Here is a 25,515-nt window from a genome sequence, read left to right on the forward strand (position 1 = left end):
CTTAACAAGTAAGACCAGATATGGCCCCAGAGGCTTATTAACTTTCAAAAGAGGAACCGACACATGCCTTTACGCGTCTACAACACCCTTACCGGCAGCAAGGAAGAGTTCGTACCGATCAACCCCGGCAAGGTCGGCATGTATGTCTGCGGCGTAACGGTTTACGATCACTGCCACATCGGGCACGCGCGCGCCAACGTGGTCTTCGACATGATCTACCGCTACCTGCAGGCGAAGGGGCTCGAGGTCACCTACGTCCGTAACTACACCGACATCGACGACAAGATCATCAACCGCGCCAACCGCGACGGTGTCCCCTACAACGAGATCTCCGAGCGCTTCATCGAGGAGTTCGACAAGGACATGGCGCGGCTCATGCTGCAGCTCCCGACCTTCCAGCCGAAGGCGACCGAGCACATTCCCGAGATCATCGCGCTCGTCGAGCGCCTCATCGAGAAAGGTTACGCCTACCAGTCCGGCGGCGACGTCTTCTTCCGCGTCGAGCGCTTCGAGGGTTACCTGAAGCTTTCCAAGAGGAACCTCGAGGACATGCAGGCCGGCGCCAGGATCGAGGTGGACGACAAGAAGGAAAACCCGATGGACTTCGCCCTCTGGAAGGGTGCCAAGCCGGGCGAGCCGTACTGGGAGTCGCCTTGGGGACAGGGACGTCCGGGTTGGCACATCGAGTGCTCCGCGATGAGCTCCAAGTTCCTCGGGGACACCTTCGACATCCACGGCGGCGGCAAAGACCTCGTCTTCCCGCACCACGAGAACGAGATCGCGCAGTCCGAAGCGGCATCGGGCAAGCCCTTCGTGAAGTACTGGCTGCACAACGGCTTCGTGAACATCAACTCGGAAAAGATGTCCAAGTCGCTCGGCAACTTCTTCACCATCAAGCAGGTGCTCGAGCGCTACGACGCCGAGGTGCTCCGCTTCTTCCTCCTTTCCGCGCATTACCGCTCGCCGATCGACTTCTCGGACCAGAACCTGAAGGAGGCGGAACTCGGCCTGGAGAGGATCTACAAGGCGCTGGCCGGGATCGACGAACGCCTCGCCGCCGGCACCGACCACGCCGCCACCCCGGAGAGCGCCGAGCTCGAGGAGAAGTGCGGCACCATTGCGGCCCGCTTCGCCGATGCGATGGACGATGACTTCAACACCGCGATGGCGCTCGGCCACATCTTCGACCTGGTGCGCAGCGTGAACCGCGCCCTCCCCGTCTCCCCGCTTGCACTCCTCGCGCGCGTGAAGGAAGAGATCGCAAAGATCGCCGTGACGCTCGGCGTGTGCGACTCGGTTCCCGCCGAATTCATGCAGCGGATGAAGGACCGCAAGACATCGGAGATGGAGATCCCGGTGGAAGAGATCGAGGCGCTGATTGCTGAGCGCGCCGAAGCAAGGAAGGCGAAGAACTTCAAACGCAGCGACGAGATAAGGGATATGCTGCTGGAAAAGGACATCGTCCTTCTGGACAGCGCACAGGGGACGACCTGGAAGGTGAAATAGGGGACGGGGGGTGCAGAAGGGACTGGCTCCGTAGGTGCCTGTCCCTCTAGCGGAACGCTCCATTCAGCCCAGCCACCTTACCGAAGCATAAGGGGACAGGCACCTGGCGGAGCCAGTCTCCGCGACAAGAGTTCGCAACGCATTAATTCTGGATATAAAAAAAGGCCGCTTTCGCGGCCGTTTTTTATGGTACGGGTAAGTTGCGAGGCGGCCTAAGCCGCCTTCTGGCCCATCTCAACGCTTCTGGCCTTTACCAGTTCCATCGCTTCCCTCATGATTTCGGAAACGCTCTTCTTGGTGGTGTCCATGATCTGCTCAAGGGTCTCGCGCTCTGCGTCGCTGATCCTCATGGAAATTACGTTGTACCTCGGGTTCTCTCTCATTCTGCCCATCTTGTATTCTCCTTATTCTGGTTAGTGCTCAAATTTGGTGACACGATGTCTACACTATTGCTACATGCGTGCCAATGCGAAAAAAAAGCAGCCCGCCAGCCTAAGTTGTTGTTTTCACGTATACCGAATTTTTAGGATTAGAGTCCTGTTATCTTCCAGTGTATACAAAGTGCGCCAATTTTGGCACACGCTGCGTAATTGTGCCCATTTGTATCATTTTGTCCTACTTTGCAGCTTCGCCCGGAGGCTAAATCACTCCTCTTCGCCCTCTCTGGCGCGAATGGTGCGTCCTTTCAGTCCGTGCTTGGCCAAAAGACGATAAAAGGTGCGTCTCGGGATGTTGGCAAGTTGTGCCGCTTTTGACACATTGCCTCCCGCGTCGGCCAGATAGCGCTGGATCAGCTTCTTCTCGACCCGCAGTACGTGCGGCTCGCGCTCCTTTTTGAAGGAGCGGAGGTCGATGACGTCCTCACCCTCGTCGGCATAGCTCTCGGCGAAGGCGAGCGGGAGGTTGCCGAGCTTGATGATGTCGTCATGCGTGAGAACGGCGGCACGCTCGATGACGTTCTGCATCTCGCGGATGTTACCCGGCCAGGGGTACTTCACCATGGCGTTGATGGCGCGCTCCTCGATGCCTATGATGTGCTTGTTCAGTTTGTTGCGCGCCTTCTCCAGGAAGTGGTGCGCAAGCTGCGGAATCGACTCCACTCGCTCCCGCAGGGGGGGCATGGTGATGGAGAAAACGTTCAGTCGGTAGTAGAGGTCCTCGCGGAACCAACCGTCGCGCACCCCGTCCTCAAGCGACTTGTTGGTCGCGGCGATGAGGCGGACGTCGACGCGGCGCGCCACGGTGCCCCCCACCGGCCGCACCTCCCCCAGGTCGAGCACGCGCAAGAGCTCCGCCTGCAGCTTCGGGGTGATGTCGCCGATCTCGTCGAGGAAGATGGTCCCGCCGTCGGCAGCCTCGAAAAGGCCCTTCTTCTCGGTGATCGCGCCGGTGAAGGACCCTTTCTTGTGGCCGAAGAGCTCGCTCTCAAGGAGCGAGTCGGTGATGGTGGTGCAGTTCACGGTAACGAGCGGCTTGTCGTTTCGCTTGCTGAAGCGATGGATCCCGCGCGCGGCGAGCTCCTTGCCGGTCCCGGACTCGCCACGGATCAGCACCGTGGTCGGGGTCGGCCCGACCTGCTTGATCTGGTCCAGCGCCTCGAGGGTCTGGCTGTCGCTCCCCACGATGAACTCGTCGCCGTACTCCCGGTCCAGCTCCCTCTTGGCGAGCTCGTACTTCTGGATCAGGCGCCCGCGCTCCTCCTCGAGCTGCTGCAGGTTGTGCGGCAGGCACATCTCCAGGTCCGCAAGCCCCTGGAACACCGCGACGGCGTACTCGCGGCAGGTCCGGTAGCCGCAGGTGCGGCAGTTAAGCTCGTCCTTCTGGGTGAACTTGTTGGTCGCCTGCAGGATCTTCTTTACGTCGCCACCCTTCGGTATGGGGAGCTTCGCGTACTTGTCCGAGAAGGTGCGCGAGAAATCGATCTGCCAATCCTTCTTGTAGTGGGGCGCCACCCGGTACGGAATCTCGCTGCGGAAATGGGAGATCACCATGTTGCGCCTGGAGAACTCGGTTAGTTCCCTGTTGCGCCCTGGGCCGCCGATGCAGCCGTCATAGCAGAAGCGCAGATCGACGAGCTTGGGGCTGATGCGCCCTGCTGCCAGGTCCTTGATGATCCCCATGACGTTCACTTCCCCCTCGGCCGTTACTATCTCAGTATCGAGCGGGTCCGGGTTGATGCCAAAGGCCTGGAAGGACCCTTGGGAAAGCGAGAAGACGCGCCCCATGTGCGGTTCACGCCCATCGTAGGGTTCTTCCTCAAGCGCGGTGAGGTCGATGCCGCGCTCCTTGAAGATCGATTCCAGCTCCCGGTAGGTCAAAAGGACGTCCACCGCCCCCTTAGTCTGCTCGGCCTGCACCTCGAACTTACCGGCGATGCACGAGCTGATGTAGACGACTTTCACGTGATCGCCCAGGACGTGCTTCAGGTAACGCCCCATGGCGACCATGTGGGTCACCACGCCGACCATGTTCTCTATGAGCTGCGGGTAGTGGCGCTCAACCAGGTCGACTACGGCAGGGCAGTGCGAGGAGATGAGCGGCAGGCTCGCGTTGTTGATCGCGTTTTTGTACTCGTCCGCGATGAGCTCCACCCCGCTCGCACCCTCGTGCACCTCGGCAAAGCCAAGCTGGCGCAAACCCGCCGACAGCTGGCCGGGGGAGCAGTAGTGGAAGAAGGCCGGGAAGGAGCAGCCAAGAACGGCGATGACCGGCTCACCGGAGGTAAGCAGCGCCTCGGTGACGGTGACATTGTCGGCGATGACCTTGGCGTGCTGGGGGCAGTTGCTCAGGCAGTTGCCGCAGCCGATGCAGCGTTCGGAGATGATCTCGGTGTAGCTCTTCTCCACCTTGATCGCCTTGACGGGGCAGCTGCGCACGCAGGAGTAACACTTACGGCACTGATCGGTAATGGTGACTATCGGGTACATCTTTCCTCGCAGGTCATGGAATTACAGGACGAACGGATTGTATAGGATTCGACAAAAGTGTGCAACAGTTGGCACACTCGGGAGGCGGGATCGCGGGCAAAAAAAACCCTAGCGACTAGGAGGGCAAGTCAGCTAGGGGAAGGGGGATCCTACGATCCCCCGCAACTCTTATCTATGTTCCCATTATACTTGTCCCGTTTTCGGACTGCAACAGCTTAAGTGCATTTAATCAAAGGATTATATTTTTCATTGATCTCATGAGGTTGCACGACACCGGCATTCATCAGAATTACCGATCGGTTAGCGCGTTGCGCACGCCGCGGGTTGTGTGGTATAAATGCCCCCGCACGCACCACAGTAAATCACCACAGCTATCGAGGAGCCGCCCATGTCGCGCCATATGAAATACTGGAAGTTGCTGGTCGCATTGATCATGGTCCTTCTGCCGCTGCGCCTGTTGGCCGCCCCCCTGCCGCAAATCCCCTCCCTTCCGGAAGGGGAGCGCTGGTTTGCCATCATCATGGGGGACGAGCAGGTCGGCTTCGGCCAAACCACCGTGACCCGTACTGCGGACGGGTACCAAATCGCCTCGCGCGGCAGCGTGAAGATGAAGGTGATGGGCTTCTCGAGAGAAGCAAGCTCCACCGAGACCTACCAGGTGGCCCCGGACCTGGCACTGCGCTCCTTCCAGGCGGAAACCCGCATCGACGGAAGCCCCTCGGCCGTAAGCGGCGAGGTCACCCCAAAGGGGATCAGCGTCGTGACCCGCTCCGGGAACGGCAGGAAGGAGCATAAACTCAAGGTGAAAGGTACCGTCTATCCGCCGCACGCACTGAACCTCTACCCGCTCATTCATGGGGCGGTGCCGGGAAAGAGCTACAAGATCCAGTACCTCGACGTGGAGGCGGTGAAGGTCAAGCAAGCGAAGGTAGAAGTGGTCGGGCAGGAAACCCTGGACGGGAAGGCCGTGGTGCACCTCAGAAACAACCTTTACCCGATGGTGGACAACGACATCTGGATCGATTTGAAGGGGAACGTCCTGAAGGAATCGGTTCGGGACGGGCTCGTGGTCACGCTGGCCCGGGACGAGGCGGCGGCGAGGGCGGAACTTACCGAAGCCGCCATGGCTAAGAAGGACCTTGTCTTCGACCTGAGCCTGATACGGGTCACCCCCCCGATCGAGCATCCGGAGCGGCTGCAGAAACTGGTCGTCCGGATGAATGGCATCCCGGCTGAGCAGCCGCTCTTGCAGGGGGTGAGGCAGAAGGCGGAACGGATGCCCGACGGCAGCGTCGTGTTCACCCTGCCGAACCCTACCCCGGCAGCGGCTGCACCTCCGGCCGAGGCGGACGTGCAACCGGGAGAACGGACGCCCAGCGACAACCCCGAAATCATCGCACGCGCGAAGGCCATCGTCGGGGACGAAAAGGATCCCGCAAAGAAAGCGGCCCGGCTCGCCGCGTGGGTCGCGGCAGAGATCAAGCCCGACGTAACCGACGCGCAGTCGCCGTTGGAAACCCTGCAAAAGGGTCGCGGCAACTGCCAAAGCCATGCACGTCTCTACACCTCGCTCGCCCGCGCCGCAGGTATCCCTACCCGCTTCGTCTCGGGCCTTGTCTACCAGGGGGACGGCTTTCTCTACCACAGTTGGGCCGAAAGCTACCTGAATGGAGGGTGGATGCCGATCGACCCGACCTTCAATGAAGTTCCGGCAAGCCTCACCCATATCAAGCTGATCGAAGGGGATTCCGTTGATGAGATGGGAAGCATCGCGGGTATGATAGGCAGGACGCACGCCACGGTAGTGGAAAAGCGCTACTGATGCAGAAAATCATGCGGGCTCTCAGGAACGAGAAGCTGGCGAAAGATCATCGCACTGAGTAAATTGCGCGAGGCGTGCCCTTCCCCGGAGGGGGAGGGACAGGGGGGGGGAGCGCAGCGGGCTTAATCCGGCTTCCCCCCCTCCCTGCCTCCCCCCTCCGGGGGGAGGTGTGCTTACATCAAGGGGGCAGGTGAACCCGCTTCCTCCGACTTAACGCTTCCCGCTCGTGCTTTTAAAAATGTGAGGTCAACTTTAAGCAAAGTTACATCTGCATTTAGCATCTCAAGAGGCGAGTTAAGAAAAACAAGACCTGCTTTTATTAATGTAACGTCACGCATAGGCAAATCGACGTTCCCCCTTCACCCCTTAAGCCCCACCATCGGTCCCACTTACCCCGCTTTTATCTCAGCTGACTTATATTGGCCTTGTTCGCCCCCTGCTTTTAGCTGAAAAAACTGAATTTAATGCTCCGGAGGCCTGTTTTTCATCAGTGAAAGGGAGACGGCAACTTCATGAAAAGTGCGGTTAGCTAAAGTCACTACCTCTTTTGCTTAACCACGAGCTGCGTTTGCTTAAGTGCGACCTCTGCTTGCTTATCTGTGCTGTCAGTCGGCGTAGGTGTTGCCTCGTGGAAATTAACTCGAGGCATGCGGAAGCTGCCATCGAAGTCTTCGAGACTAACCGCGAGGAGGGCAAGGTTGCATGCAGCGGTGACAAGCTTAAGGAAGGCGCCGCGAAGTTTATTTGCGACGGCGGAGTGCTTAGGTGTGGAGCGGTGAAGGCTAAATGCGGGGGGGACGGAGTTATGTATGAATTAAAGGGTGACTGGCACCTGCGGAGCCAGTCACCTTCTTGCACATTATTTTCGGGACATCGCCTCTACCATCTCCCGGCGCGCTTCGCCGATGGTGAGGGGTAGACGCGTGAAGGAAAACCCCTCCTCGTGCTTCAACTGGTAGATGAGCTCGGCGATGTGGGGCAGGCGCAGCTTCACGCTCGCGAGCTCATCGGGAGCGGTGAAGACTTCCTCGGGAGCGCCGCCGCGGATCAGCCGACCGCGACTTAAGATGTGAAGCTGGTGCAGGAAGATCGGCACGAGATCGACGCTGTGCGTAGCCATCACGATGGTCACCCCCTGGTCACGATTCAGCCGGGTCAAGAGTTCCATCATCCGGTACTCTCCCATGGGATCGAGCCCCGCGGTCGGTTCATCCAGAAGCAGGATCTCGTGCCCCATCGCGAGAAGTCCCGCGATGCAGACGCGCTTTTTCTGCCCATAGCTCAGGTTGTGGATCCCCTTGGCGGCGAACTCCGCCATGTCGACGCTGGCTAGCGCCGCCTCGACCCGGGTTTTCACCTCCGCCTCACCGCACCCCATGTTGCGCGGCCCGAAAGCGGCGTCCTCGAAGACGGTGGTGGCGAAGAGCTGGTCGTCCGGGTTCTGGAACACGAGCCCCACCTTGCGGTAGATGTCGCGCGGATGCAGCTTCAGCACGTTCTCCCCGTCGAGCAGCACCTCGCCCTTATACCCCTTGATCAGTCCGTCCATGACCTTCAGAAGCGTCGTCTTCCCCGAGCCGTTGGAGCCGAGGATCCCGGTGAACTCGCCGCGCCGGATCTCAAGCCGCAGCTCGGCGAGCGCGACTGTCCCGTCGGGGTATTTGTAGCTCTCCAGGTCGACAGAAATTCTCGTATCCACGATGCTCCTCTAAATGAGTCTGATGACGGCCATGGCGCCGACGAAAAGAAGCGCCGAGCCGACCTCGGCGACGCGCAGCGGCCGGTGCATCGACATAGGCATGACGCCGTCGTAGCCGCGCTGCACCATCGCCGTCGTAATGCTCTGGCTGTTGTCGAACGCCTTGATCACCATGACCCCGGCGAGAGTGCCGAAGGAAGCAAGGGCACGACGACAGCCGACGTAGCCGAGCCGGTTTTTCTGGGCGTGGTAAACGACCTGGGCGTCCTCCAGAAGCAGGAAGAGGTAGCGCCACGCGAAGAGCGCCACGTCGACGAGCACCTGGGGCACCCTCATCCAGGAGAGGGCGGCCATCAGTTCGGTGAACGGCGTCGAGAACCCGACCACCCCCAGCAGGGTGACCCCGCCCAGGATGCGCCCCGCGATCAGGAGCCCGGCATCCAGGCCGTCGCGGTGCGCCACCAGTTCATAGCCCAAAAGCCCGAAACTGAAAAGTGGAGCGTTACCGGAAAAGAAGGTCTTAAGCAGCAGCACCACGACCGCGATGAAGATCGGCTCGGAAAAGCGCAAGGCCAGGAGGCGCACCGGCGTCCCGAGGTGCAGACAGAAGAAGATGCCCGCGGCGGCAACGACGAGCGGGAACGCCGACCCTTGCGAGGTGATCACCATGACCAGCAAGGCGAGCGCGCTCAGAAGCTTGACCCGGGCGTCGATCTTTACCAGGGCATGCGACGCACGAAAACTATGTGTGCTTAAGTGATGATGCATCATCTTTCCTCGGCTTTTGGGCCGTCAGGTCGCGCCAGTAGTATCCCGCCACGAAGCCCCCCACCGCGCCCGCCATGAGAAAGGCGAACAGCAGCAGGTCTCCGGAGAGATCGAGAAGGGGCGGTTTCGCCTCCCGGCCGTGCTCCTTGGCGACTTTTTCCACGACGGCCTCATCGACCCCGTCCCAGGCATGGGAAACGGAGGGGACGCAGGAGAGGGCGAGCAAAAGCGCGGGGAGCATCATCGCAGAGCGGAGCGATTTTTTCCACTGTTTCCGGTCACGCATTGACGGAGCCCTCCTTTTCGGAAATCACCCTCATCCTGACCAAGAGGTCCGGCCGCTTGCGGTAGAGAAGCGTCACCATACCGGCCGTGATCACCCCTTCAAGGATGCCGAGGGGCAACTGGGTGGGAAGGAAGGCGACCACGACCTTCGTAAAGAGCGGCCAGAGCGGCGCGTCTCCGCGGATTCCGAGGGCGAGGAACAGGGAAGTCGCAGAATAGGTGGCCCAGTCGGCAACGATCCCGGCGAAGAAACCGGCCACGCCGAGGCTCCCCCCCATGCGACGCAGGGCCCGGAAGGTGAACCAGGCGGAGAAGGAGCCGATAACCCCCATGGAAAGGGTGTTCGCGCCCAAGGTGGACAGACCGCCGTGGGCGAGAAAGAGCGCCTGGATCAACAGTGATACCGCCGCGACCACCACGCTGACCAGGGGGCCGACCAGGATCGCGGACACGCCGGTACCGCACGGGTGCGAGCAGGTACCCGCGGTGGGGACCGGGATCGGCATACAGGAGATGATGAAGACGACGGCGGTCAAAAGGCCCACCAGGGGCTTGAGGGAAAGGTCCTCGCGCGCCAGGGCGTTCAGCCGCCTCGCACCCAACGCCAGGAACGGCACGAGCACGAGATACCAGACGAGCGCCCAGGAAAACGGGAGGATACCCTCGGAGATGTGCATGGCGAAGGCCGGGGTGGCCGCCAAGAAGTCGAAAAGCGCTCCCACCAGCAGCACACTCACCCACGCGCTCCCCCTCCCCTTGCGGGAGGGGGCTGGGGGGTGGGGTAAGGTGCCGGCATTTACAAAGCTTGCGGCTTCACCCACCCCCCGCCCCCCTCCCGTCAAGGGAGGGGGAGGTTGGAACCTCCGGCGAGTGGAGTGGGAAAAGGCAAGGAACGCTGCCGTGATTCGCCCCCTCCGCATCAAATCTTGTCTCCGCGCAGGTCGGCGGCGAAGATCTTGCCGGCACCGCGGGAGGCGCAGAAATCGCCACACATGGTGCAGGTCTGCTCGTCCTCGGGAACGCGGCTCTTCCTTATCTCGGCCGCGTCCTCGGGGAAGAGCGCGAGTTCGAACTGGCGCTGCCAGTTCAGGTCACGGCGCGCCTTGCTCATCTCCTTGTCCCGCTCCCTACCCTTCTCCGGGTACTTGTTCATGTCGCCGATGTAGGCCGCGATCCTGGCCGCCTTGACCCCCATCTTCACGTCCTCCTCGTTGGGAAGGGCGAGGTGCTCGGCAGGGGTGATGTAGCAGATCAGGTCGGCACCGTAGCGCGAGGACTGGGCGGCACCGATGGCGGCGGTGATGTGGTCGAAACCGGGGGCGACGTCGGTCGAGATCGGCCCCAGCATGTAGTAGGGCGCCCCGCCGCTCATCCTTTTCTGCAGCTTTATGTTTCCTTCGATCTCGTCCAGCGGCACGTGGCCGGGGCCTTCCACGAGCATCTGGCACCCCATGTCGCGGCCGATCTCGGCGAGCTCGCAGTTGATCAGGAGTTCCTGGATCTGGGCGCGGTCGCTCGAATCGTGGATCGCGCCGGCCCTGAGACCGTTGCCCAGCGAGAGGACGGTATCGTAGCGTTTGAGGATCTCGACCACGCGGTCGAACTTCTCGTAGAGCGGGTTCTCTCGGTTGTTGGCGAGCATCCAGGCGGCCATGCTGACGCCCCCCTTGGAGACCAGGCCGCCGTAACGGTACCCCTGCTTCCTCAGCCGCTCAAGGGTATAGAGGTTGATGCCGCAATGCACGGCCATGAAGGCCATGCCGTCGGCGCACTGGCGCTCGATGATCTCGAAGAGCATCTCCTCGTCGAGCTTGTTCGGGTCGCCGTATTTGCGGGCCGCCTCGCAAAAGGCCTGGTACAGCGGCACGTTGCCTACCGGCAGGTCGACTGCGGCGATCACCTCGCGACGCACCCGGTCCAGGTCTCCACCTACGGAGAGCTCCATGAGCGTGTCGGCTCCGGACTGCTGCGCGGCATGAGCTTTTCTTACCTCGGCCTCGTAGTCGATGATGTCGGAGGAGGTGCCGATGGAGGCGTTCACCTTGGTCCTGAGCCCCGCGCCGATGCCGGCCACCTTCGGTTTCCTGACGTGGTTCCAGGGGATGACGATCTGCCCCAACGCCACCTTTTCCCGGACGTACTCCGGCGTCACGTTCTCGTCACATGCCACCTGCGCCATCTGCGCGGTGACGATGCCCGCGCGCGCCGATTCGATCTGCGTTTTCATGTAAGACTCCTGGTCCGGTATGCCCTGCAGTGCCCCACGAAGTCCCGTGCGATACCCGGCGCGCTGCCGAAATGTAAATGGATGTAGGAGGCGAGGCAGTTGCGGTAGCGGTACCCCTCGAAGCCGAGGTCGATCCCCTTCCTGCTGACGCGGTAGAGCCGCTCGAAACGCTGCGGCACCTCCTCCATCTCTGAATAATGAAATTCGTGCCCGCGGGCGACGACGCCTTTACTTCCCACCGGGCCATCGGCCATAAGCTCCACCTCGCGGTAACCGAGCGCCTTTCTGCGCGGCAGCATGCGGGTCAGCACCGGGAAGATCCCGACCATTGCGTGGTCACCACCGTCGGCCGCCACCCCGCTGGTCAGGTATATGAAGCCGCCGCACTCGGCGTACACCGGCATGTCATGCTCCACCGCACTCGAGATCGCCTCCCGCATCGCCACGTTCTCAGCGAGCCGCTCCGCGAAGAGCTCGGGATAGCCGCCGGGGAGGTAGATGCCGTCGACACCATCGGGTAGCGCCGCGTCGGCGAGGGGCGAGAAGTAGCAAAGCTCGGCGCCCGCCTCCTCGAGAAGACGCAAGTTATCCGAATAGGCAAAACAGAAGGCGGCGTCGCGTGCGACCGCGATACGCGCCGGGCGCAAGCCGTCATCGTCCCCGGCACAGGGTTCCTCACCCTGGACCGCACACTCCACCTGCACCGCATCGAGGAGACGTTCCAGGTCAAGATGCCGCTCCATGACCCGCGCCAGATGGTCGAGAAACTCCTCCGAGAGCGGGTTATCCTCGGCCGTCGTCAGCCCGAGGTGGCGCGACGGAATGCCGAGCGCGGGGTCCTTCGGAAGGCACCCCAACACGGCGACGTGCGGCAGGGAGGCCGCCACGGCCTCCCGCAGGATCGCCTCATGGTTCGCGCTCGCCACGTTGTTGAAGATGACACCGGCAACCTTGACACCGGGATCGAAACTCGCGAAGCCGTGCACAAGGGCGACGGCGCTGCGGGCCTGGCTCCGGGCGTCCACGACGAGCACGACCGGCGCCGCGAGGAGCTTCGCCACCTGCGCCGTGCTCCCGGACTCGGAGACGCCGTCGATGCCGTCGAAGAGCCCCATCACCCCCTCGATAACCGCGACGTCGGCACCGGCTGCGTGGCGGGCGAAGGTAGAGCGGACGAAGTCAGGGGGACACATCCAGCCGTCCAGGTTCACGGAGGGTGCACCGGTAACCAGCCGATGATAGCCGGGGTCGATGAAGTCCGGCCCCACCTTGAAGGGGGCGACGCCAAACCCGCGCCGCCTCAGAAGGGCCATGATGCCGAGTGTGACCGTGGTCTTCCCCGAGCCGCTGTGCGGCGCTGCGATGACGAATCGTCTCATCGGAGCCATCCTGTCACCCGTTCACCAACTGCACCACGGTGTTGCCGTCGGCCCAGTAGTCGATGATGTTCATGGCGCAGTACTGCTGGTCGATGCTGAAGAAGGAGCCCAAGGGCGCCTTTATCGCGTCCAGCAGGACGATGCGGTTCACCCCGCCGTGCGCCACGACGAGCACGTCCTCGCCGCGGTGCCGTTCCACGATCTCTTTCAGGGCCGGCAGCACGCGGGCCGCGAGCTCTCCGAGGCTTTCTCCGCCGGGGGCGCAGAAGTTTTCCAGGTCCGCGATCCGTGCCGCCCACTCGTCCGGTCGCTGCTCCTGGATCTGCGCGACGGAAAGCCCCTCCCACACGCCGCAGTTGAGCTCGCGGAGAGCAGGGACCTTCACCGGGGCCACGCCGAGGTACGGCCCCAGGATCTCGCCGCCGCGCACGGTGCGGTAGAGATCGCTCGTGTAGAGGGCGGTGATCCGGTCCGGGTCGAGGCGCGGCTTCATCTGGTGGTACATCTCCTCCCCGCGCTGGGTGAGGCGGACGTCGAAGTGCCCGTTGTAGCAATGGGAGCGCTCGACCTCGCCGTGACGGATCAGGTGTATGCGTGTTCTTTCCATGGTCACGTCCTTTCTCCGGACTACCCGAGCCGCCCGAGAAGGGCCAGCAGGAAGAGCAGGGAGAATATTTCGTTCAGCTCGCTGGCGCACCCGATCACGTCACCGGTTACGCCGCCCAGCCTGCGGTGCGCCCACCCCTTGACGCCTAAGGTGAGCACGAACAAAAGGAGCAGGGTGATGAGGCCCGAAAGCCCCAGAAGCAGCGCGCCGACCGCCACGGTGCAGGCACCGGCCAAGACGAGCTGCAATGCCCCGGCACCTCCGACGAAGGCGTGCCCGAGGCCGTCCTTGCGGGCGCGCTTCGAGCCGACCGTCATCTGCACCTGGGCGAAGCGCGCCGCCATCGGGAAGAAGAGAAGGGCCGCGCGCTTGTGCTCGACGGGGATCGCCAGAAGCGCCTGGTACTTGAGCATGAGCCCCAGCACGAGACCGACCGCGCCGACTGCGCCGACGCGCGAATCCTTCATGATCTCGAGGAAGCGCTCCCTCGGGCCGCGCGCCGCCAGCCCGTCACAGACGTCTGAGAGCCCGTCCAGGTGCAGCGCCCCGGTCACGATACTCAAGAGGGCGACAAGCACGAGGTCGCCCACCGGGCGCGGCAGAAGCGGCGCGAGCAGGAAGTCGGCCCCCACCATGAGGGCGCCGACCGCGAGCCCCACCAGCGGGAAAAAGGCCATGGAGCGCCCCAGGTCCTCCTCCTCGCAGCGCACCGTTACCGGCAGCGGCACGATGGTGAGGAACTGGAAAGCGATGATGAAGAGACGCATCGGTCCTCCCGCCTCCTAAGAGGAGGCCACCCCGGCTTCTTCGAAGGTCGCCATCTCCTTGAGCACCTTGACGCCCGCCTCGATGAGTCCCATGGCGAGCGCCGCGCCGGTTCCCTCGCCGAGCCGGAACTGCAGGTCGAGAAGCGGCTTGACCCCGATCCGCTCCATCATCATCTGGTGCCCGATCTCGACGGAGGTGTGCGCGGTGAAGATGTAATCGCGCACCGACGGATGCATCTCCGAGGCGATGAGCGCGCCGGCGGTGGATATGAAGCCGTCCACAACGACCGGGATGCGGTTCGCTGCGGCGCCGAGCACGAGTCCGGCGATCCCGGCGATCTCCAGCCCCCCCACCTTGGTGAGGACGTCGAGCGGGTCCTTCGGGTCGGGACGGTTCAGGTCGAGGCCGGCCTGGATCACCCGGATCTTGTTCTCGAGCGCCTCGTCGCCGATGCCGGTGCCGCGGTGCGTCACCTCGCGGACGGTGCACCCGGCAATGGCGGCGATGATGGCGGAAGAGGGGCTCGTGTTGCCGATCCCCATCTCGCCGGTGCCCACCATGGCGACCCCTTCCTTCTTTGCCTCGTCGGCGAGCGCGATGCCGACCTCGACGGCGGCGACCGCCTCTTCAGCGGTCATGGCGGGTCCTTTCGCGAAGTTGCGGGTTCCCTTTGCCACTTTCCTGATGATGAGTCCGGGAGCGGGCTCGAAGTCGTAGTCGACGCCGACGTCCACCACACGCACCTCGGCACCCGAATGGCGCGCGAGCACGTTCACCCCGGCGCCGCCGCGCAGGAAGTTGAGCACCATTTGCGGCGTGACCTCTTTGGGGAAGAGGGAGACCCCTTCCTCGACGATGCCGTGATCGCCCGCGAAGGTGAAGATGACCTTCTTGGTCGTGTCGGGGGAAAGGTCCTCGGTGATGGCGGCGAAACGGCGCGCCACCTCCTCCAGACGCCCGAGCGAGCCCTGCGGCTTGGTCTTGTTGTCGAGTTTGGCCTGGGCCTTGGCGAGAAGCGCCTCGTCCACGGGCTGAATTTTGGCCAGGGTGGCCTCCAGAAGTGTCATGCCTGCCTCCTTGTGCGTCATCGCAACTTTCATTTGAGCCTGAGCGGCAGCCCGGAGATGGTGACGTACACCTCGTCGGCCGCCGCGGCTATGATCTCGTTCGCCTCACCCGCCAGGTCCCGGAAGGTCCGCGAGAGCGGGTGCTCCGGGACGATCCCCATGCCGACCTCGTTGGTGACGATGATGAGTGGTGTATTTAAATGCGGGAAGCTTCCGGCGAAGCTCTTCACCTGAGCCAGGGCCTCCTGCGCGCCCCCCTCGCAGCGAAAGAGGAGGTTCGTGACCCATAGGGTGACGCAGTCCATGAGGATCACGTTGAAGCGGTGCTCATGGGCGCGGATCGCCGCCTCCACCCCGACGGGCTCCTCGACGGTCTGCCACTCGGGCCCGCGTCTTCCCCGGTGCCGCTCGATGCGCTCGGCCATCTCGGCGTCCCCCGCCTCGCCGGTGGCGAGGTAGCCGCGCAAGGGGGCGTAGCTCTCGGCTAACCCCTCGGCGAAACGGCTCTTGCCGCTTCTCGCACCGCCGGTGACCAGGACCGTTTTGGACATAAAAAAACCCCCCTTCCATGGACGGAAGGCGGGTCAAAAATCGCACTACGGGCGCGATTCCGGCTTTAGCCCCTCTGCCACGGAGGTTGCAGTAGCTTCCTTCCTGGCAGGTTTCCTGACTCACGGGTCGTCTTACTCGCCGCGCCTTCCCGATAAGATCAGTGGCGTTGTTGCGGCTTTCATCTCCGTTCACAGTTGCGGGACAGCGAGGGATTCACACCCTCTTCCCTTTTAACCCCTCCTCGGGGCACCAGGACGAACGTCTTAATTTTTTACAGCGCCATGTTTACTAACAGAGGCGCCGCTGGTTGTCAATCAATAACCGGCAAGGCTTCCGGCGCGATTTCGCCGGGTTCGGCGTCTTCGGGCGCCAAAAGGGCATCGATACGTGCCCACACCGCGTCGCGTCCCTCCTTGTTCAGGGCGGAGAAAAAGGTGAGCTCCCCTTTCGCCACGCCGAGCTTCTCCGCAATCACCGCGGTCTGCCGCGCGCGCTCGTTCTTCGAGAGCTTGTCGCACTTCGTGACCACGAGGATGGGGGCGACGGAATAGGCCCTCAGCCAAGTGAGCATCTGCAGGTCGTCCTCGGTGGGAACCCTCCGGATATCCAGGATGAGCACCACGCCGCGCAGGTTCTTCCTTTTCGCGAGGTAGGTCTCCATCATCGGGCGCCAGTCCTTCTTCACGGCGAGCGGCACCTTGGCGTAGCCGTAACCCGGCAGGTCGACCAGCATGAAGTCGTCGTTCACCTGGAAGAAGTTGATGAGCTGGGTACGCCCCGGGGTGGAGCTCGTGCGCACCAGGTTCTTGCGGTTAACCAGCACGTTCACCAGCGAAGATTTACCCACGTTGGAACGGCCGGCGAAGGCGATCTCGGGGAGGTCCCCCTCGGGGTAGTGGGCGGGCCTTGTTGCACTTTTAATAAACTGCGTCGTCTTTACGATCAATGTACCGACCTGTCCTGTTTTTTCGCCGCAGTATAGACCGCGCCGCCCCCCCTTTCAATCATTAAATCCCCGCTTGATTAAAGCTAACGATTTGGTATATTTTGGAACCTGACCGAAACCCGCCGTCCCAGCCCACGCAAGGATCTCATGGCATGAACAAAGAACTCGAAACTGCGATCATGACCGCAGCGGACCTCCCCACCATCCCCATCGTCGCCATCAAGGTTATGCAGCTCATCGAGAGTGACACGGCAACGGCGGAAGAACTGGCCAAGATCGTTTCCTCGGACCCGGCCGTCGCGGCCCGCGTCCTAAAGATATCCAACTCATCTTTCTACGGCTGCCGCCGCCAGATCCAGACCCTCTCCAGCGCCATCGTCATCCTGGGCTTCAGCACCTTGCGCAGCCTCGTCGTAGCCGCCTCGGTGAAGCAGGTCTACAAGCCGTACGGGCTCACCGAGAAGATGCTCTGGGAGCACTCCTTCGCCGCAGGTCTCGCCGCCAGGATCATCGCGAGCCGCACCCGCGCCGCAAACGAGGAGGAGGCCTTCCTCGCCGGCCTGTTCCACGACATCGGCAAGATCATCATGAACACCCTGGACCGCGACAAGTTCCAGGAGGTCATGCAGCACTGTTACAACGAGGGGATCACCTTCGGGCAGGCGGAGCGCGGGATATACCCCTTTACCCACGACGAGGTGGGGGCATACGTGATAAAGAAGTGGAACTTCCCGGAGATACTGACAAGCGCCATACTGCAGCACCACAACCTCGACTTCACCGAACTGGACGACCCGGCGGTGGTCAACCTCACCGCGGTCACCTCGCTTGCGGACCAGTTCTGCCTCAAGCTCGGCATCGGCATCAGGGAGCCGCGGGAAGATGTGGATCTCGCCGGCTCGAAGGCAGGCCAGATGCTGAACCTAAGCGAGGACAAGGCCGAGGAGATGCTGGAGATATTCGACAAGGCCTTCGGCGAGGACAAAGCCCTCTTCACCAGCTAAGCCTCGGGAGTTTCCCCCACCTCGGCCTCCTGCAGCAGCTTTTTCGCCTCGTCGGAGATGCTGACGCTGTCTGCCTGGTCCGCCTTGTGGCCCGGCTTTTCCCGCTTGCGCCGCTGCTCCTGCCCCCCCGCGTCCGGGTCGATCCTGAGGTTGTTCGAAATCCTGTCGACGATGTAACTCATGCTCCCGATCCTCCCGCCGCCTCTGGTCATGAATATCAACGACCGGCATCTTAGCAGCAAGTTCACGCTAATGGAAGCCAATTAACCGAAGCCGCAACAGCCCTCCGGCGAGAGATCGCTCTTGTCTGGGTGAAGGCGCTGCAGTATACTTCGGAGCTTAGTGAAAACTCACCGTCCGGAAAGGGTGTTATGAAACTAAATACAAAGCTGGTGATGATCATGCTCACCATGCTGGTAGTCGCCACGCTGGTACTCTTCCTCCTGAACCAGTTCAGCCAGAACGACCTGGTGCAGGAGATCCAGGAGAGTTCCACGGTGGTCTCCAAGGCGATTCAGCTGAGCGTGGAGGACTTGACCTCTGAAGAGGAATCCTCCCGCCTCTCCGAGTACCTAAGCCACGCCAAGAACAAAGGGATCAACGAGATCAACATCATCAACAACGAGGGTGAGATCATCAACTCCTCCGACCCGGCGCAGGTCGGCAAGAAGCGCGAGATCAAGAAACTCGAGAAGGGTCTCAAGGCCTCGCGCCGCGGCGGCGGAGGGGGATCGCTCAAGCCCTACGACCTCGTCGTGCCGGTCATCGTCGGGGACGAGCAGCTGGGCTACGTGCAGATCAACCTCCTTTTGGACAACATCCGCGACATCCAGCACGCGAACTTCGTCCGGCGCCTCTCCGCCACGGTGCTCGTATTCATGGCGGGGATGATCCTCATCATCTTCCTGGCGCGCCGCTACACGAGCCCGATCAGGCGCCTGGCCACCAGCGTCAAGGAAGTCTCCGCCGGGGACCTGAGCGTCACCTTCGAGGCGGGAAGCGGCGACGAGATCGGCGAACTCGCAGCGAACCTGAACGAGATGGTGAAGAAGTTGAAGGAGAAGGAGCAGCTGGAAAAAAGGCTGTACGAGGCGGAACACCTCTCCAAGGTGGGGCAGCTGGCCGCCGGTATCGCCCACGAGATCCGCAACCCGCTGAACTACATAAGCCTCGCCATCGACCACTTGAAGAGCGAGCTGCTGCCGACCTGCCGCGACAAGGGGGGCGAGCTCACCTCGATCGCGGACAACATCAAGGAAGAGGTCCGCAAGGCGAACTACATGGTCTTGAACTTCATGAACTACGGTCGGCCGCTCAAGCTGAAGCTGCAGCAGGTGAGCTACAACGACCTCGTCAGCAAGGCGATGCAGATCATGCAGGACCGGCTCGTCGAGCGCAACATCACCGTGGTCAGGGAAATCCCGGCGGATCTCCCCCCCCTGCAAATCGACCCGGAGCTGATGCGAAACTGCCTCTGCAATTTCTTGAGCAACAGCACCCAGGCGATGCCCGAAGGGGGCCCCATCACGCTGGGGGCGGCGCTCGACGCCGACAACGGGGTTTTCCGCCTCACCTTCAGCGACCACGGCACCGGGATCGAGGAGCAGGACCTGGAGAAGGTCTTCCAGCCCTACTTCACCACGCGCGAGGCCGGCATAGGTCTCGGCCTCGCCATCACCGAGCGCATCATCAAGGAGCACGGCGGCAGCATCTCGGTTGCGAGCCGCAAGGGAGAAGGGACCACCTTCACCGTGCTCCTTCCGGCCCCCGGCGCGGCGCAGCAGAGGCAGGAAACGCGGGAAGCGGCGGCGCAGGCCTAAGCCGCCGGCATCGATCAAGACATGAATGAGACAGGAGTGGTAATGAGCGGCAGCATCCTGGTAGTAGACGACGAGAAAGGGCAGCGGGACATCCTGAGCGCCATCCTCACCAAGGCGGGGTACCGCCTCTGCACCGTGCCGAGCGCGGAGGAGGCGCTGCAGGAGTTGGGGCGCGCGGAGTACGACCTCCTGCTCACCGACCTGAAGATGCAGGGGATGACCGGGATGGAGCTCATGGAGCAGGTACTCGCGGAAAATCCCGCCCAGTGCGTGGTCATGATGACCGCCCACGGCACCATCGATTCCGCGGTGGAGGCGATGAAGAAGGGGGCCTTCGACTACCTGGAGAAGCCGCTCGAACGCGAAAACCTGATCCTCACCGTGCAGCGCGCCTTCGAGCGCATCATGCTCCTGAAGGAAAACCGGGTGCTGCAGAAAAAGCTCGCCGAGACGAGGACGCTGCCGAACATGATCGGGGAGCACCCGAAGATGATGGAGGTGGCCCGCATCATCCACAAGATCGCCCCCACCTCCACCACGGTCCTCATCTACGGCGAGTCGGGAACCGGCAAGGAACTGGTGGCGCGCGCGATCCACGACGGCAGCCCGAGAAAGGACAAGGCGTTCTTCGCCATCAACTGCGCCGCCATCCCGGACGCGCTCATGGAAAGCGAGCTCTTCGGGCACGAAAAGGGGTCCTTTACCGGCGCAGGGAGCCGGGAGATCGGCATCTTCGAGGCGGCCGAGGGGGGCACGGTATTCCTGGACGAGATCGGCGAGATGAACGTCGCCATGCAGGCGAAGCTTTTGCGCGCCATCCAGGAGAAGGAGATCCGCAGGGTCGGCGGCAAGGTGAACATCCCGGTCGACGTGAGGATCATCTCGGCCACCAACAAGGACCTCGAGCAGGAAACCAAGCGCGGAAACTTCCGCGAGGACCTCTTCTACCGCCTGAACGTGATCCGCATCACCCTCCCCCCGCTGCGCGAACGGGGGAGCGACATCGTGACCCTCGCGCACTTCTTCCTGAAGAAGTACAGCGCGGCGTCCGGGATACCGGTCAAGGGGATCGGCAAACCAGCGCTCAAGATCCTTTTGGACTACAACTGGCCCGGCAACGTGCGCCAGCTCGAGTCGGTGATCGAGCGCGGCGTCCTCATGGCGGAAAGCGATTACATTCAGCCCGAGGACCTGCCGGCCGAGGTGCACAACGAGGCGACCCCGGCAGGGTCGCTCCCCTTCGACTTCCCGGCCGAGGGGATATCCATCGACAACCTGGAGCGCGACCTGATCACGAAGGCCATGGAACGGGCCGACTGGGTCATCGCAAAAGCGGCACCACTTCTTGGCATGAGCTACAAGACGCTACAATACCGGCTGGAGAAGTTCGGTATCGGGAGGCCGGAGTAAGTAGCGAGGAGGCGGCATGAACCTCTTCTCGACGCTGCACCGCTTCACCGTTGTCCCCTCGCTCCCGAAGGAGCTCACCGGGCTGCAACGGATCGCATACAACCTTTGGTGGACCTGGGAGCCGGAGGCCATCGGCCTCTTCAAGCGGCTCGACCCGGAGCTTTGGCGCACCACGCGCCACAACCCGCTCGAGATGCTCGGCTCCCTCCAGCAGGCGACCTACGAGAGCCTGATGCTGGACGAGGGGTTCATGTCGCACCTCTGTCACGTGGAGGAGCGGCTTGGCGAGTACCTCGCCACGCGCACCTGGTACGAGCGGCACGGCAACCCGCACGCCCGCATCGCCTACTTCTCCATGGAGTTCGGCCTGCACGAGTCGCTCCCGGTCTACTCGGGGGGGCTTGGCATCCTGGCCGGAGACCACCTCAAATCCGCGAGCGACCTGGGGCTCCCGCTCGTCGGGGTCGGGCTCCTGTACCGGCAGGGTTACTTCCGCCAGTACCTGAACCTCGAGGGGTGGCAGCAGGAGATCTACCCCGAAAACGACTTCTACAACCTTCCCCTCACCCTCGAGCGCGACGCCGACGGCAACCCGCTCTCCTTCGAGGTCGAGTACCCCGGACGCCCGGTGCGGGTGCAGATCTGGCGCGTCATCGTGGGGCGGGTGCGCCTGTTTCTGCTCGACACCAACCTCGAAGAGAACGCCCCCGCGGACCGGGAGATCACGACGCGCCTTTACGGCGGCGACCAGGAGATGCGCATCCGCCAGGAGATCCTGCTCGGCATCGGCGGGGTCCGGGCGCTGCGCCTTCTTGGGGTAGAGCCCAACGTCTGCCACATGAACGAGGGGCATGCCGCCTTCCTCGCCCTGGAGCGTATCCGCCTCCTGATGGAGGAGCGCTCGCTCACCTTCGGCGAGGCGATGGAGGCGGTGCGCGGCGGCAACGTCTTCACCACCCACACGCCGGTCGAGGCGGGCATCGACCACTTCCCCCCCGAGCTTCTCGAGCGCTACCTTGGGCAGTACTACCGCCGCCTCGGGCTCTCCCGGGAGCAGTTCCTGGCCCTCGGCATGCAGAACCACGGCAGGAGCAACGAGAACTTCTGCATGGCGGTCCTCGCCATGAAGCTCTCGGTGCATTCAAACGGCGTGAGCGAACTGCACGGCATGGTCTCGCGCCGCATGTGGGCCGACGTCTGGCCCGACCTCCCCGAAGAACAACTCCCACTCACCTACGTGACCAACGGCGTGCACCAGAAGAGCTGGCTCTCCGAGGAGATGAGCGGCCTTCTGACCCGCTACTTAGGGACCCGCTGGATCGAACAGAGCGACGACGCCCTCTGGCGCAAGGTCTCGCGCATCCCGGACGCCGAGCTTTGGCGCACGCACCGCCGCGGCACCGAGCGCCTCGTGGACTACGCCAGGCATTCGCTGAAGACCCAGTTGCAGAAACTCGACGCGAGCACCAAGGAGATCGATCGCGCCGGCGACGTACTCGACCCGGAGATCCTCACCATCGGGTTCGCGCGCCGCTTCGCGACCTACAAGCGCGGCACGCTCCTTCTGCACGACAAGGAGCGCCTGGACCGGATCCTGAACCACCCGGAGCGCCCGGTGCAGATAGTCTTCGCCGGGAAGGCGCACCCCGCCGACCACCAGGGGAAGGAGCTCATCCGGCAGATCGTGCAGCTTTCCAAAGAGGAGAAGTTCCGGCGCCGCATCCTCTTCCTCGAAGACTACGACATCTCGGTGGCCCGGCGCCTCGTGCAGGGGGTGGACGTCTGGCTCAACACGCCGCTGAGACCTTTGGAGGCAAGCGGCACGAGCGGCATGAAGGCGGCCTTCAACGGCGGGCTCAACATGAGCATCCTGGACGGCTGGTGGTGCGAGGGGTACCGCGGGAACAACGGATGGGCCATCGGCAGGGGGGAGGTCTACGACGACCTCACCTACCAGAACGAGGTGGAGAGCCGGGCCATCTACGACCTTCTGGAGAAGGAGATCGTGCCGCTTTTCTACAACCGGGGGAGCGACGGCGTGCCGCGCGGCTGGACCGCTTTCATGAAGACATCGATGGAGACCCTCTGCCCGGTGTTCTCCACGCACCGCATGGTGCAGGAGTACGCCCGTCGCTGCTACCTCCCCGCCTTCGAGCACTGGGAGCGGCTGAACCGGGACGACCTGAGGCTCGCGGTCGAGCTCGCGCGCTGGAAGGAGCGGCTGCACGGCGTGTGGGGGGGGCTTTCCATCGTGGCGGTGGAGGCCACGTGCGCGCGGGAGGTTACCGTCGGGGAGCGGGTTCCCATCTCGGTGCAGATCACCCCCGGCGAGGTGCCGCTCTCGGAAATCGCGGTCGAGGTGTACTTCGGGGTGCTCGATTCGAGGGGATCGATCGTGGGAGGGGAAGTGGTGCCGCTTGCCCCCGCACCCGACCCGGAACGGGCCGGTCACTTCGGCGGAGAACTTGAGTGCCGCTTCTGCGGGCGGCACGGCTTTATGTTGAGGGTCATGCCGCGGCACCCGGAACTGGGGACCGTGTACGACCCGGGGCTGATCCTTTGGGGGTGATTCCGTGGAGGTGAGGCGCCCGCCTCACCTCTTCTTCAGGCTGTAGACGTAGGCCAGGATCTCGGCGACCGCGGCGTAGAGCCCCTCCGGGATCTCGGTCCCCTCGTCCACCTGGGCGTGCAGCTCGCGGGCGAGGAAGCGGTTTTCCACCAGGGTCACCCCGTTCTCCCGCGCCACTATCTTGATCTGCAGCGCCATCTCGTCGACACCCTTGAAGATCACCATCGGGGCGGACATCTTGAAGCGGTCGTATTTCAGCGCCACGGCGTAGTGGGTCGGGTTGGTGACCACGACGTCCGCCGTCGGCACGATCTGGCGCATGCGGCGGCGCGCCATCTGGAAGGCCTTCTGGCGCTGCTTCCCCTTGATGGCCGGGTCCCCCTCCGTGTTCTTGTGCTCGTCCTTCACCTCCTGCTTGGTCATCATCAGGTTCTCGGTGAAACGCCACTTCACGAAGGCGAGGTCGAGGACCGCGAGGAGGATCAGCACCCCGCAGGTATGGAGCACGATCTTGAAGGCGAGGTGCCCTATGAACTGCAGGATCCCCTGCAGGTCCTGGTCCACCAGAAAGACGATCCCCTCCATCTCCTCGGCGAGGATCTTGTAGGCCATGTACCCCACGATCGCCATCTTCATGAAGGACTTCGCCACCTCGAAGACCGAGTCCTTGTTGAAGAGCCTCGACACCCCCTGCGCCGGGTTCAGGCGCCCCAGGTCGAACTTCAACTTCTCGGAGCTCAGGTTGATCCCCCCCTGGCCGATCTCCACCGCCATCCCCGCGATGAGGCAGACCAGCATGAACGGGGCGACCATGATCGCCAGGTTGGCGAACTCCTTCATCATCAGGTGATGCACCCCGCCCGGGGTCACCTCGATGGTGGCGAGCCCCCCGAAGATGTCCCTCATGGTCCCCTGCAGCGTCTTAAGGATGAGCCCCGAGGTCGCGTAGAGGCCGATCATGGCCGCGATGAGGGTGAAGGCCGAGGTCATCTCGCGGCTGCGCGCGACCTGTCCCTTGCTCTTCGCGTCGGAGATCTTCTTGCTTGTAGGTTTCTCTGTTTTTGAGTGTTTGTCGTCGGACATCGGAGGGCCTTAGGCTAAGAGCCTGAAGAGCGTGCGCATCTGGTCCGTGAAGTTGGCGAAGCTTCCCTGCAGCACCCTGAGGAAGATCGGGAGGGAGATGCCGAGGAGGAGGAAGCCGATCCCGATGTTGAGCGGCATGCTCACCATGAAGACGTTCATGGCGGGGAAGCTTCTCGCCACGATGCCGAGCGCCACGGTGGTCGCCAAAAGGGCCACCGAGACCGGCGCCGCGAGCTTCACCGCGATGACGAAGACCCCGGTGCTCGCCTGGGCCAGGAACTTCAAAAGCCCCCCGCTCACGTGCCAGGCCCCGAGCGGGATCACCTGGTAGCTCTCCACCATCGCCCTGATGAAGAAGTGGTGCACGCCGAGCGAAAGGAAGATGAGGGTGGCGAGCGCCCCCTGGAAGATCGCCATGGTCGGGACGTTGTTCTGGGTGGTCGGGTCGAACTGGGCGGCGATTGATATCCCCATCTGGGTACCCACCATCTGGCCGCAGAGCTCCACCGCGGCGAAGACGAACTGCGAGATCGCCCCGAGGGTGAGCCCGATGAGCGCTTCCTGCACCACCAGGAGGATGAGGGAGATGGAGTCGTTCGCCGCGGTCATCGCCTGCGGCCGGATGATCGGGAAGATGAGCAGGGTCAGGGCGAAGATGAGCACCGCCTTGACGCGGTTTGGCACCACGCGGGCGCCGAAGATCGGGATCGCCATGAAGAGTCCCGACACCCGGGCGAGAACCAGGCCGAAGGGGATCAGGTCGGCCAGGGTGCTTAAGGGGAGGGAGTCGAACACACCTAGTGCCTCATGTTCGCGATCATGCCGTAGATCTCGCGCGTGAAGTCGCTCATGTACATCATCATCCAGGGGAAGAAGACGACCATGGCGACCATGACCGCGATGATCTTGGGCGCGAAGGCGAGCGTCGCCTCGTTGATCGAGGTCACCGCCTGGAAGATGCTGACGAGGAGGCCCACCACGAGGGCGCAGATGAGAAGCGGCGCCGAGAGGAGGATCACCGCCTCGAAGCTCCGCCTGCCGAGTTGCACTACCATTTCCGGGGTCATACCAACTCC

23 protein-coding genes and 1 riboswitch are annotated in these 25,515 nt (G+C 62.9%); of the genes, 6 read left to right on the forward strand and 17 right to left on the reverse strand.

Annotated features, from left to right (window positions below; translation table 11 throughout):
- The first annotated feature begins 63 nt into the window (after positions 1–63).
- Positions 64–1,506, forward strand: a complete 1,443-nt coding sequence (gene cysS, locus D6Z24_RS01740) for a cysteine--tRNA ligase (RefSeq protein ID WP_129124816.1) — start codon at positions 64–66, stop codon at positions 1,504–1,506.
- A gap of 212 nt (positions 1,507–1,718) precedes the next feature.
- Here cysS and D6Z24_RS01745 read toward each other — a convergent pair whose 3' ends face one another.
- A complete protein-coding gene (locus tag D6Z24_RS01745; RefSeq protein ID WP_129124817.1) occupies positions 1,719–1,898 on the reverse strand; it encodes a ribbon-helix-helix protein, CopG family in 180 nt (59 codons plus the stop codon).
- Positions 1,899–2,150: 252 nt separating this feature from the next.
- Positions 2,151–4,433 (reverse strand): sigma 54-interacting transcriptional regulator, encoded by a 2,283-nt coding sequence (locus D6Z24_RS01750; protein WP_129124818.1) that lies wholly within the window; start codon positions 4,431–4,433, stop codon positions 2,151–2,153.
- A 388-nt stretch (positions 4,434–4,821) separates the two neighbouring features.
- On the opposite strand from D6Z24_RS01750, the gene D6Z24_RS01755 reads away from it, so the two are divergent.
- Positions 4,822–6,255: a DUF6134 family protein gene (locus tag D6Z24_RS01755; RefSeq protein ID WP_129124819.1), complete on the forward strand. Its 1,434-nt coding sequence runs from the start codon at positions 4,822–4,824 to the stop codon at positions 6,253–6,255.
- Between the two features lie 859 nt (positions 6,256–7,114).
- Here D6Z24_RS01755 and D6Z24_RS01760 read toward each other — a convergent pair.
- From D6Z24_RS01760 to yihA, 11 genes are all read right to left on the reverse strand, one after another.
- A complete protein-coding gene (locus D6Z24_RS01760; protein WP_129124820.1) occupies positions 7,115–7,954 on the reverse strand; it encodes an energy-coupling factor ABC transporter ATP-binding protein in 840 nt (279 codons plus the stop codon).
- 9 nt (positions 7,955–7,963) lie between these two features.
- Positions 7,964–8,725, reverse strand: coding sequence for a cobalt ECF transporter T component CbiQ (gene cbiQ, locus D6Z24_RS01765; RefSeq protein WP_129124821.1), 762 nt, complete (start codon positions 8,723–8,725; stop codon positions 7,964–7,966).
- The gene (locus D6Z24_RS01770; RefSeq protein WP_129124822.1) at positions 8,697–9,008 is read right to left on the reverse strand and encodes a cobalt ABC transporter permease; all 312 of its coding nucleotides are present in this window, start codon (positions 9,006–9,008) and stop codon (positions 8,697–8,699) included. Before D6Z24_RS01770 ends, cbiQ begins: the two co-directional genes overlap by 29 nt.
- Positions 9,001–9,684 carry an energy-coupling factor ABC transporter permease gene (locus tag D6Z24_RS01775; RefSeq protein ID WP_129125401.1) on the reverse strand — a complete coding sequence of 228 codons (684 nt, stop codon included), beginning with the start codon at positions 9,682–9,684 and terminating at the stop codon, positions 9,001–9,003. Before D6Z24_RS01775 ends, D6Z24_RS01770 begins: the two co-directional genes overlap by 8 nt.
- Positions 9,685–9,926: 242 nt before the next feature.
- On the reverse strand, positions 9,927–11,234 hold the full coding sequence (gene thiC, locus D6Z24_RS01780) for a phosphomethylpyrimidine synthase ThiC (RefSeq protein ID WP_129124823.1): 1,308 nt from the start codon (positions 11,232–11,234) through the stop codon (positions 9,927–9,929).
- Positions 11,231–12,613, reverse strand: a complete 1,383-nt coding sequence (locus tag D6Z24_RS01785; protein ID WP_129124824.1) for a cobyrinate a,c-diamide synthase — start codon at positions 12,611–12,613, stop codon at positions 11,231–11,233. The genes thiC and D6Z24_RS01785 overlap by 4 nt, the downstream gene beginning before the upstream one ends.
- Positions 12,614–12,626: 13 nt before the next feature.
- Complete coding sequence (locus D6Z24_RS01790; RefSeq protein ID WP_129124825.1) at positions 12,627–13,220, reverse strand: histidine phosphatase family protein; 594 nt, start codon at positions 13,218–13,220, stop codon at positions 12,627–12,629.
- Positions 13,221–13,240: 20 nt separating this feature from the next.
- Complete coding sequence (cobS, locus tag D6Z24_RS01795) at positions 13,241–13,987, reverse strand: adenosylcobinamide-GDP ribazoletransferase (RefSeq protein ID WP_129124826.1); 747 nt, start codon at positions 13,985–13,987, stop codon at positions 13,241–13,243.
- Between the two features lie 15 nt (positions 13,988–14,002).
- The gene (gene cobT / locus D6Z24_RS01800) at positions 14,003–15,055 is read right to left on the reverse strand and encodes a nicotinate-nucleotide--dimethylbenzimidazole phosphoribosyltransferase (protein ID WP_129124827.1); all 1,053 of its coding nucleotides are present in this window, start codon (positions 15,053–15,055) and stop codon (positions 14,003–14,005) included.
- Positions 15,056–15,084: 29 nt separating this feature from the next.
- Entirely contained in the window at positions 15,085–15,606 is a 522-nt protein-coding gene (cobU, locus tag D6Z24_RS01805) for a bifunctional adenosylcobinamide kinase/adenosylcobinamide-phosphate guanylyltransferase (protein WP_129124828.1), read from the reverse strand.
- A gap of 88 nt (positions 15,607–15,694) precedes the next feature.
- A riboswitch (cobalamin riboswitch) is annotated at positions 15,695–15,876 on the reverse strand.
- Between the two features lie 41 nt (positions 15,877–15,917).
- Positions 15,918–16,553 carry a ribosome biogenesis GTP-binding protein YihA/YsxC gene (gene yihA, locus D6Z24_RS01810; protein ID WP_129124829.1) on the reverse strand — a complete coding sequence of 212 codons (636 nt, stop codon included), beginning with the start codon at positions 16,551–16,553 and terminating at the stop codon, positions 15,918–15,920.
- A 152-nt stretch (positions 16,554–16,705) separates the two neighbouring features.
- Between yihA and D6Z24_RS01815 the strand changes: the two genes are divergently transcribed.
- Positions 16,706–17,557 (forward strand): HDOD domain-containing protein, encoded by an 852-nt coding sequence (locus D6Z24_RS01815; RefSeq protein ID WP_129124830.1) that lies wholly within the window; start codon positions 16,706–16,708, stop codon positions 17,555–17,557.
- Here the strand turns inward: D6Z24_RS01815 and D6Z24_RS01820 are convergent.
- Positions 17,554–17,739, reverse strand: coding sequence for a hypothetical protein (locus D6Z24_RS01820; RefSeq protein ID WP_129124831.1), 186 nt, complete (start codon positions 17,737–17,739; stop codon positions 17,554–17,556). The genes D6Z24_RS01815 and D6Z24_RS01820 overlap by 4 nt on opposite strands.
- A 189-nt stretch (positions 17,740–17,928) precedes the next feature.
- Here D6Z24_RS01820 and D6Z24_RS01825 point away from each other — a divergent pair, with 189 nt between their 5' ends.
- From D6Z24_RS01825 to glgP, 3 genes are read left to right on the forward strand one after another with little or no spacing between them, the layout of a single operon-like run.
- A complete protein-coding gene (locus D6Z24_RS01825) occupies positions 17,929–19,377 on the forward strand; it encodes a sensor histidine kinase (protein ID WP_129124832.1) in 1,449 nt (482 codons plus the stop codon).
- Positions 19,378–19,419: 42 nt separating this feature from the next.
- Entirely contained in the window at positions 19,420–20,787 is a 1,368-nt protein-coding gene (locus D6Z24_RS01830; RefSeq protein ID WP_129124833.1) for a sigma-54-dependent transcriptional regulator, read from the forward strand.
- A gap of 16 nt (positions 20,788–20,803) precedes the next feature.
- On the forward strand, positions 20,804–23,356 hold the full coding sequence (gene glgP / locus D6Z24_RS01835) for an alpha-glucan family phosphorylase (protein WP_129124834.1): 2,553 nt from the start codon (positions 20,804–20,806) through the stop codon (positions 23,354–23,356).
- Between the two features lie 24 nt (positions 23,357–23,380).
- Here glgP and flhB read toward each other — a convergent pair whose 3' ends face one another.
- Genes flhB through fliQ form a run of 3 tightly spaced genes read right to left on the reverse strand, consistent with a single transcriptional unit; the run spans position 23,381 to position 25,506 of the window.
- Positions 23,381–24,439 carry a flagellar biosynthesis protein FlhB gene (gene flhB, locus D6Z24_RS01840; RefSeq protein ID WP_129124835.1) on the reverse strand — a complete coding sequence of 353 codons (1,059 nt, stop codon included), beginning with the start codon at positions 24,437–24,439 and terminating at the stop codon, positions 23,381–23,383.
- A gap of 9 nt (positions 24,440–24,448) precedes the next feature.
- The gene (gene fliR, locus D6Z24_RS01845; RefSeq protein ID WP_129124836.1) at positions 24,449–25,234 is read right to left on the reverse strand and encodes a flagellar biosynthetic protein FliR; all 786 of its coding nucleotides are present in this window, start codon (positions 25,232–25,234) and stop codon (positions 24,449–24,451) included.
- A 2-nt stretch (positions 25,235–25,236) separates the two neighbouring features.
- Complete coding sequence (gene fliQ, locus D6Z24_RS01850; protein ID WP_129124837.1) at positions 25,237–25,506, reverse strand: flagellar biosynthesis protein FliQ; 270 nt, start codon at positions 25,504–25,506, stop codon at positions 25,237–25,239.
- Positions 25,507–25,515 lie beyond the last annotated feature (9 nt).

This window comes from Geomonas oryzae (assembly GCF_004117875.1).
GTDB classification, from domain to species: Bacteria; Desulfobacterota; Desulfuromonadia; order Geobacterales; family Geobacteraceae; genus Geomonas; species Geomonas oryzae.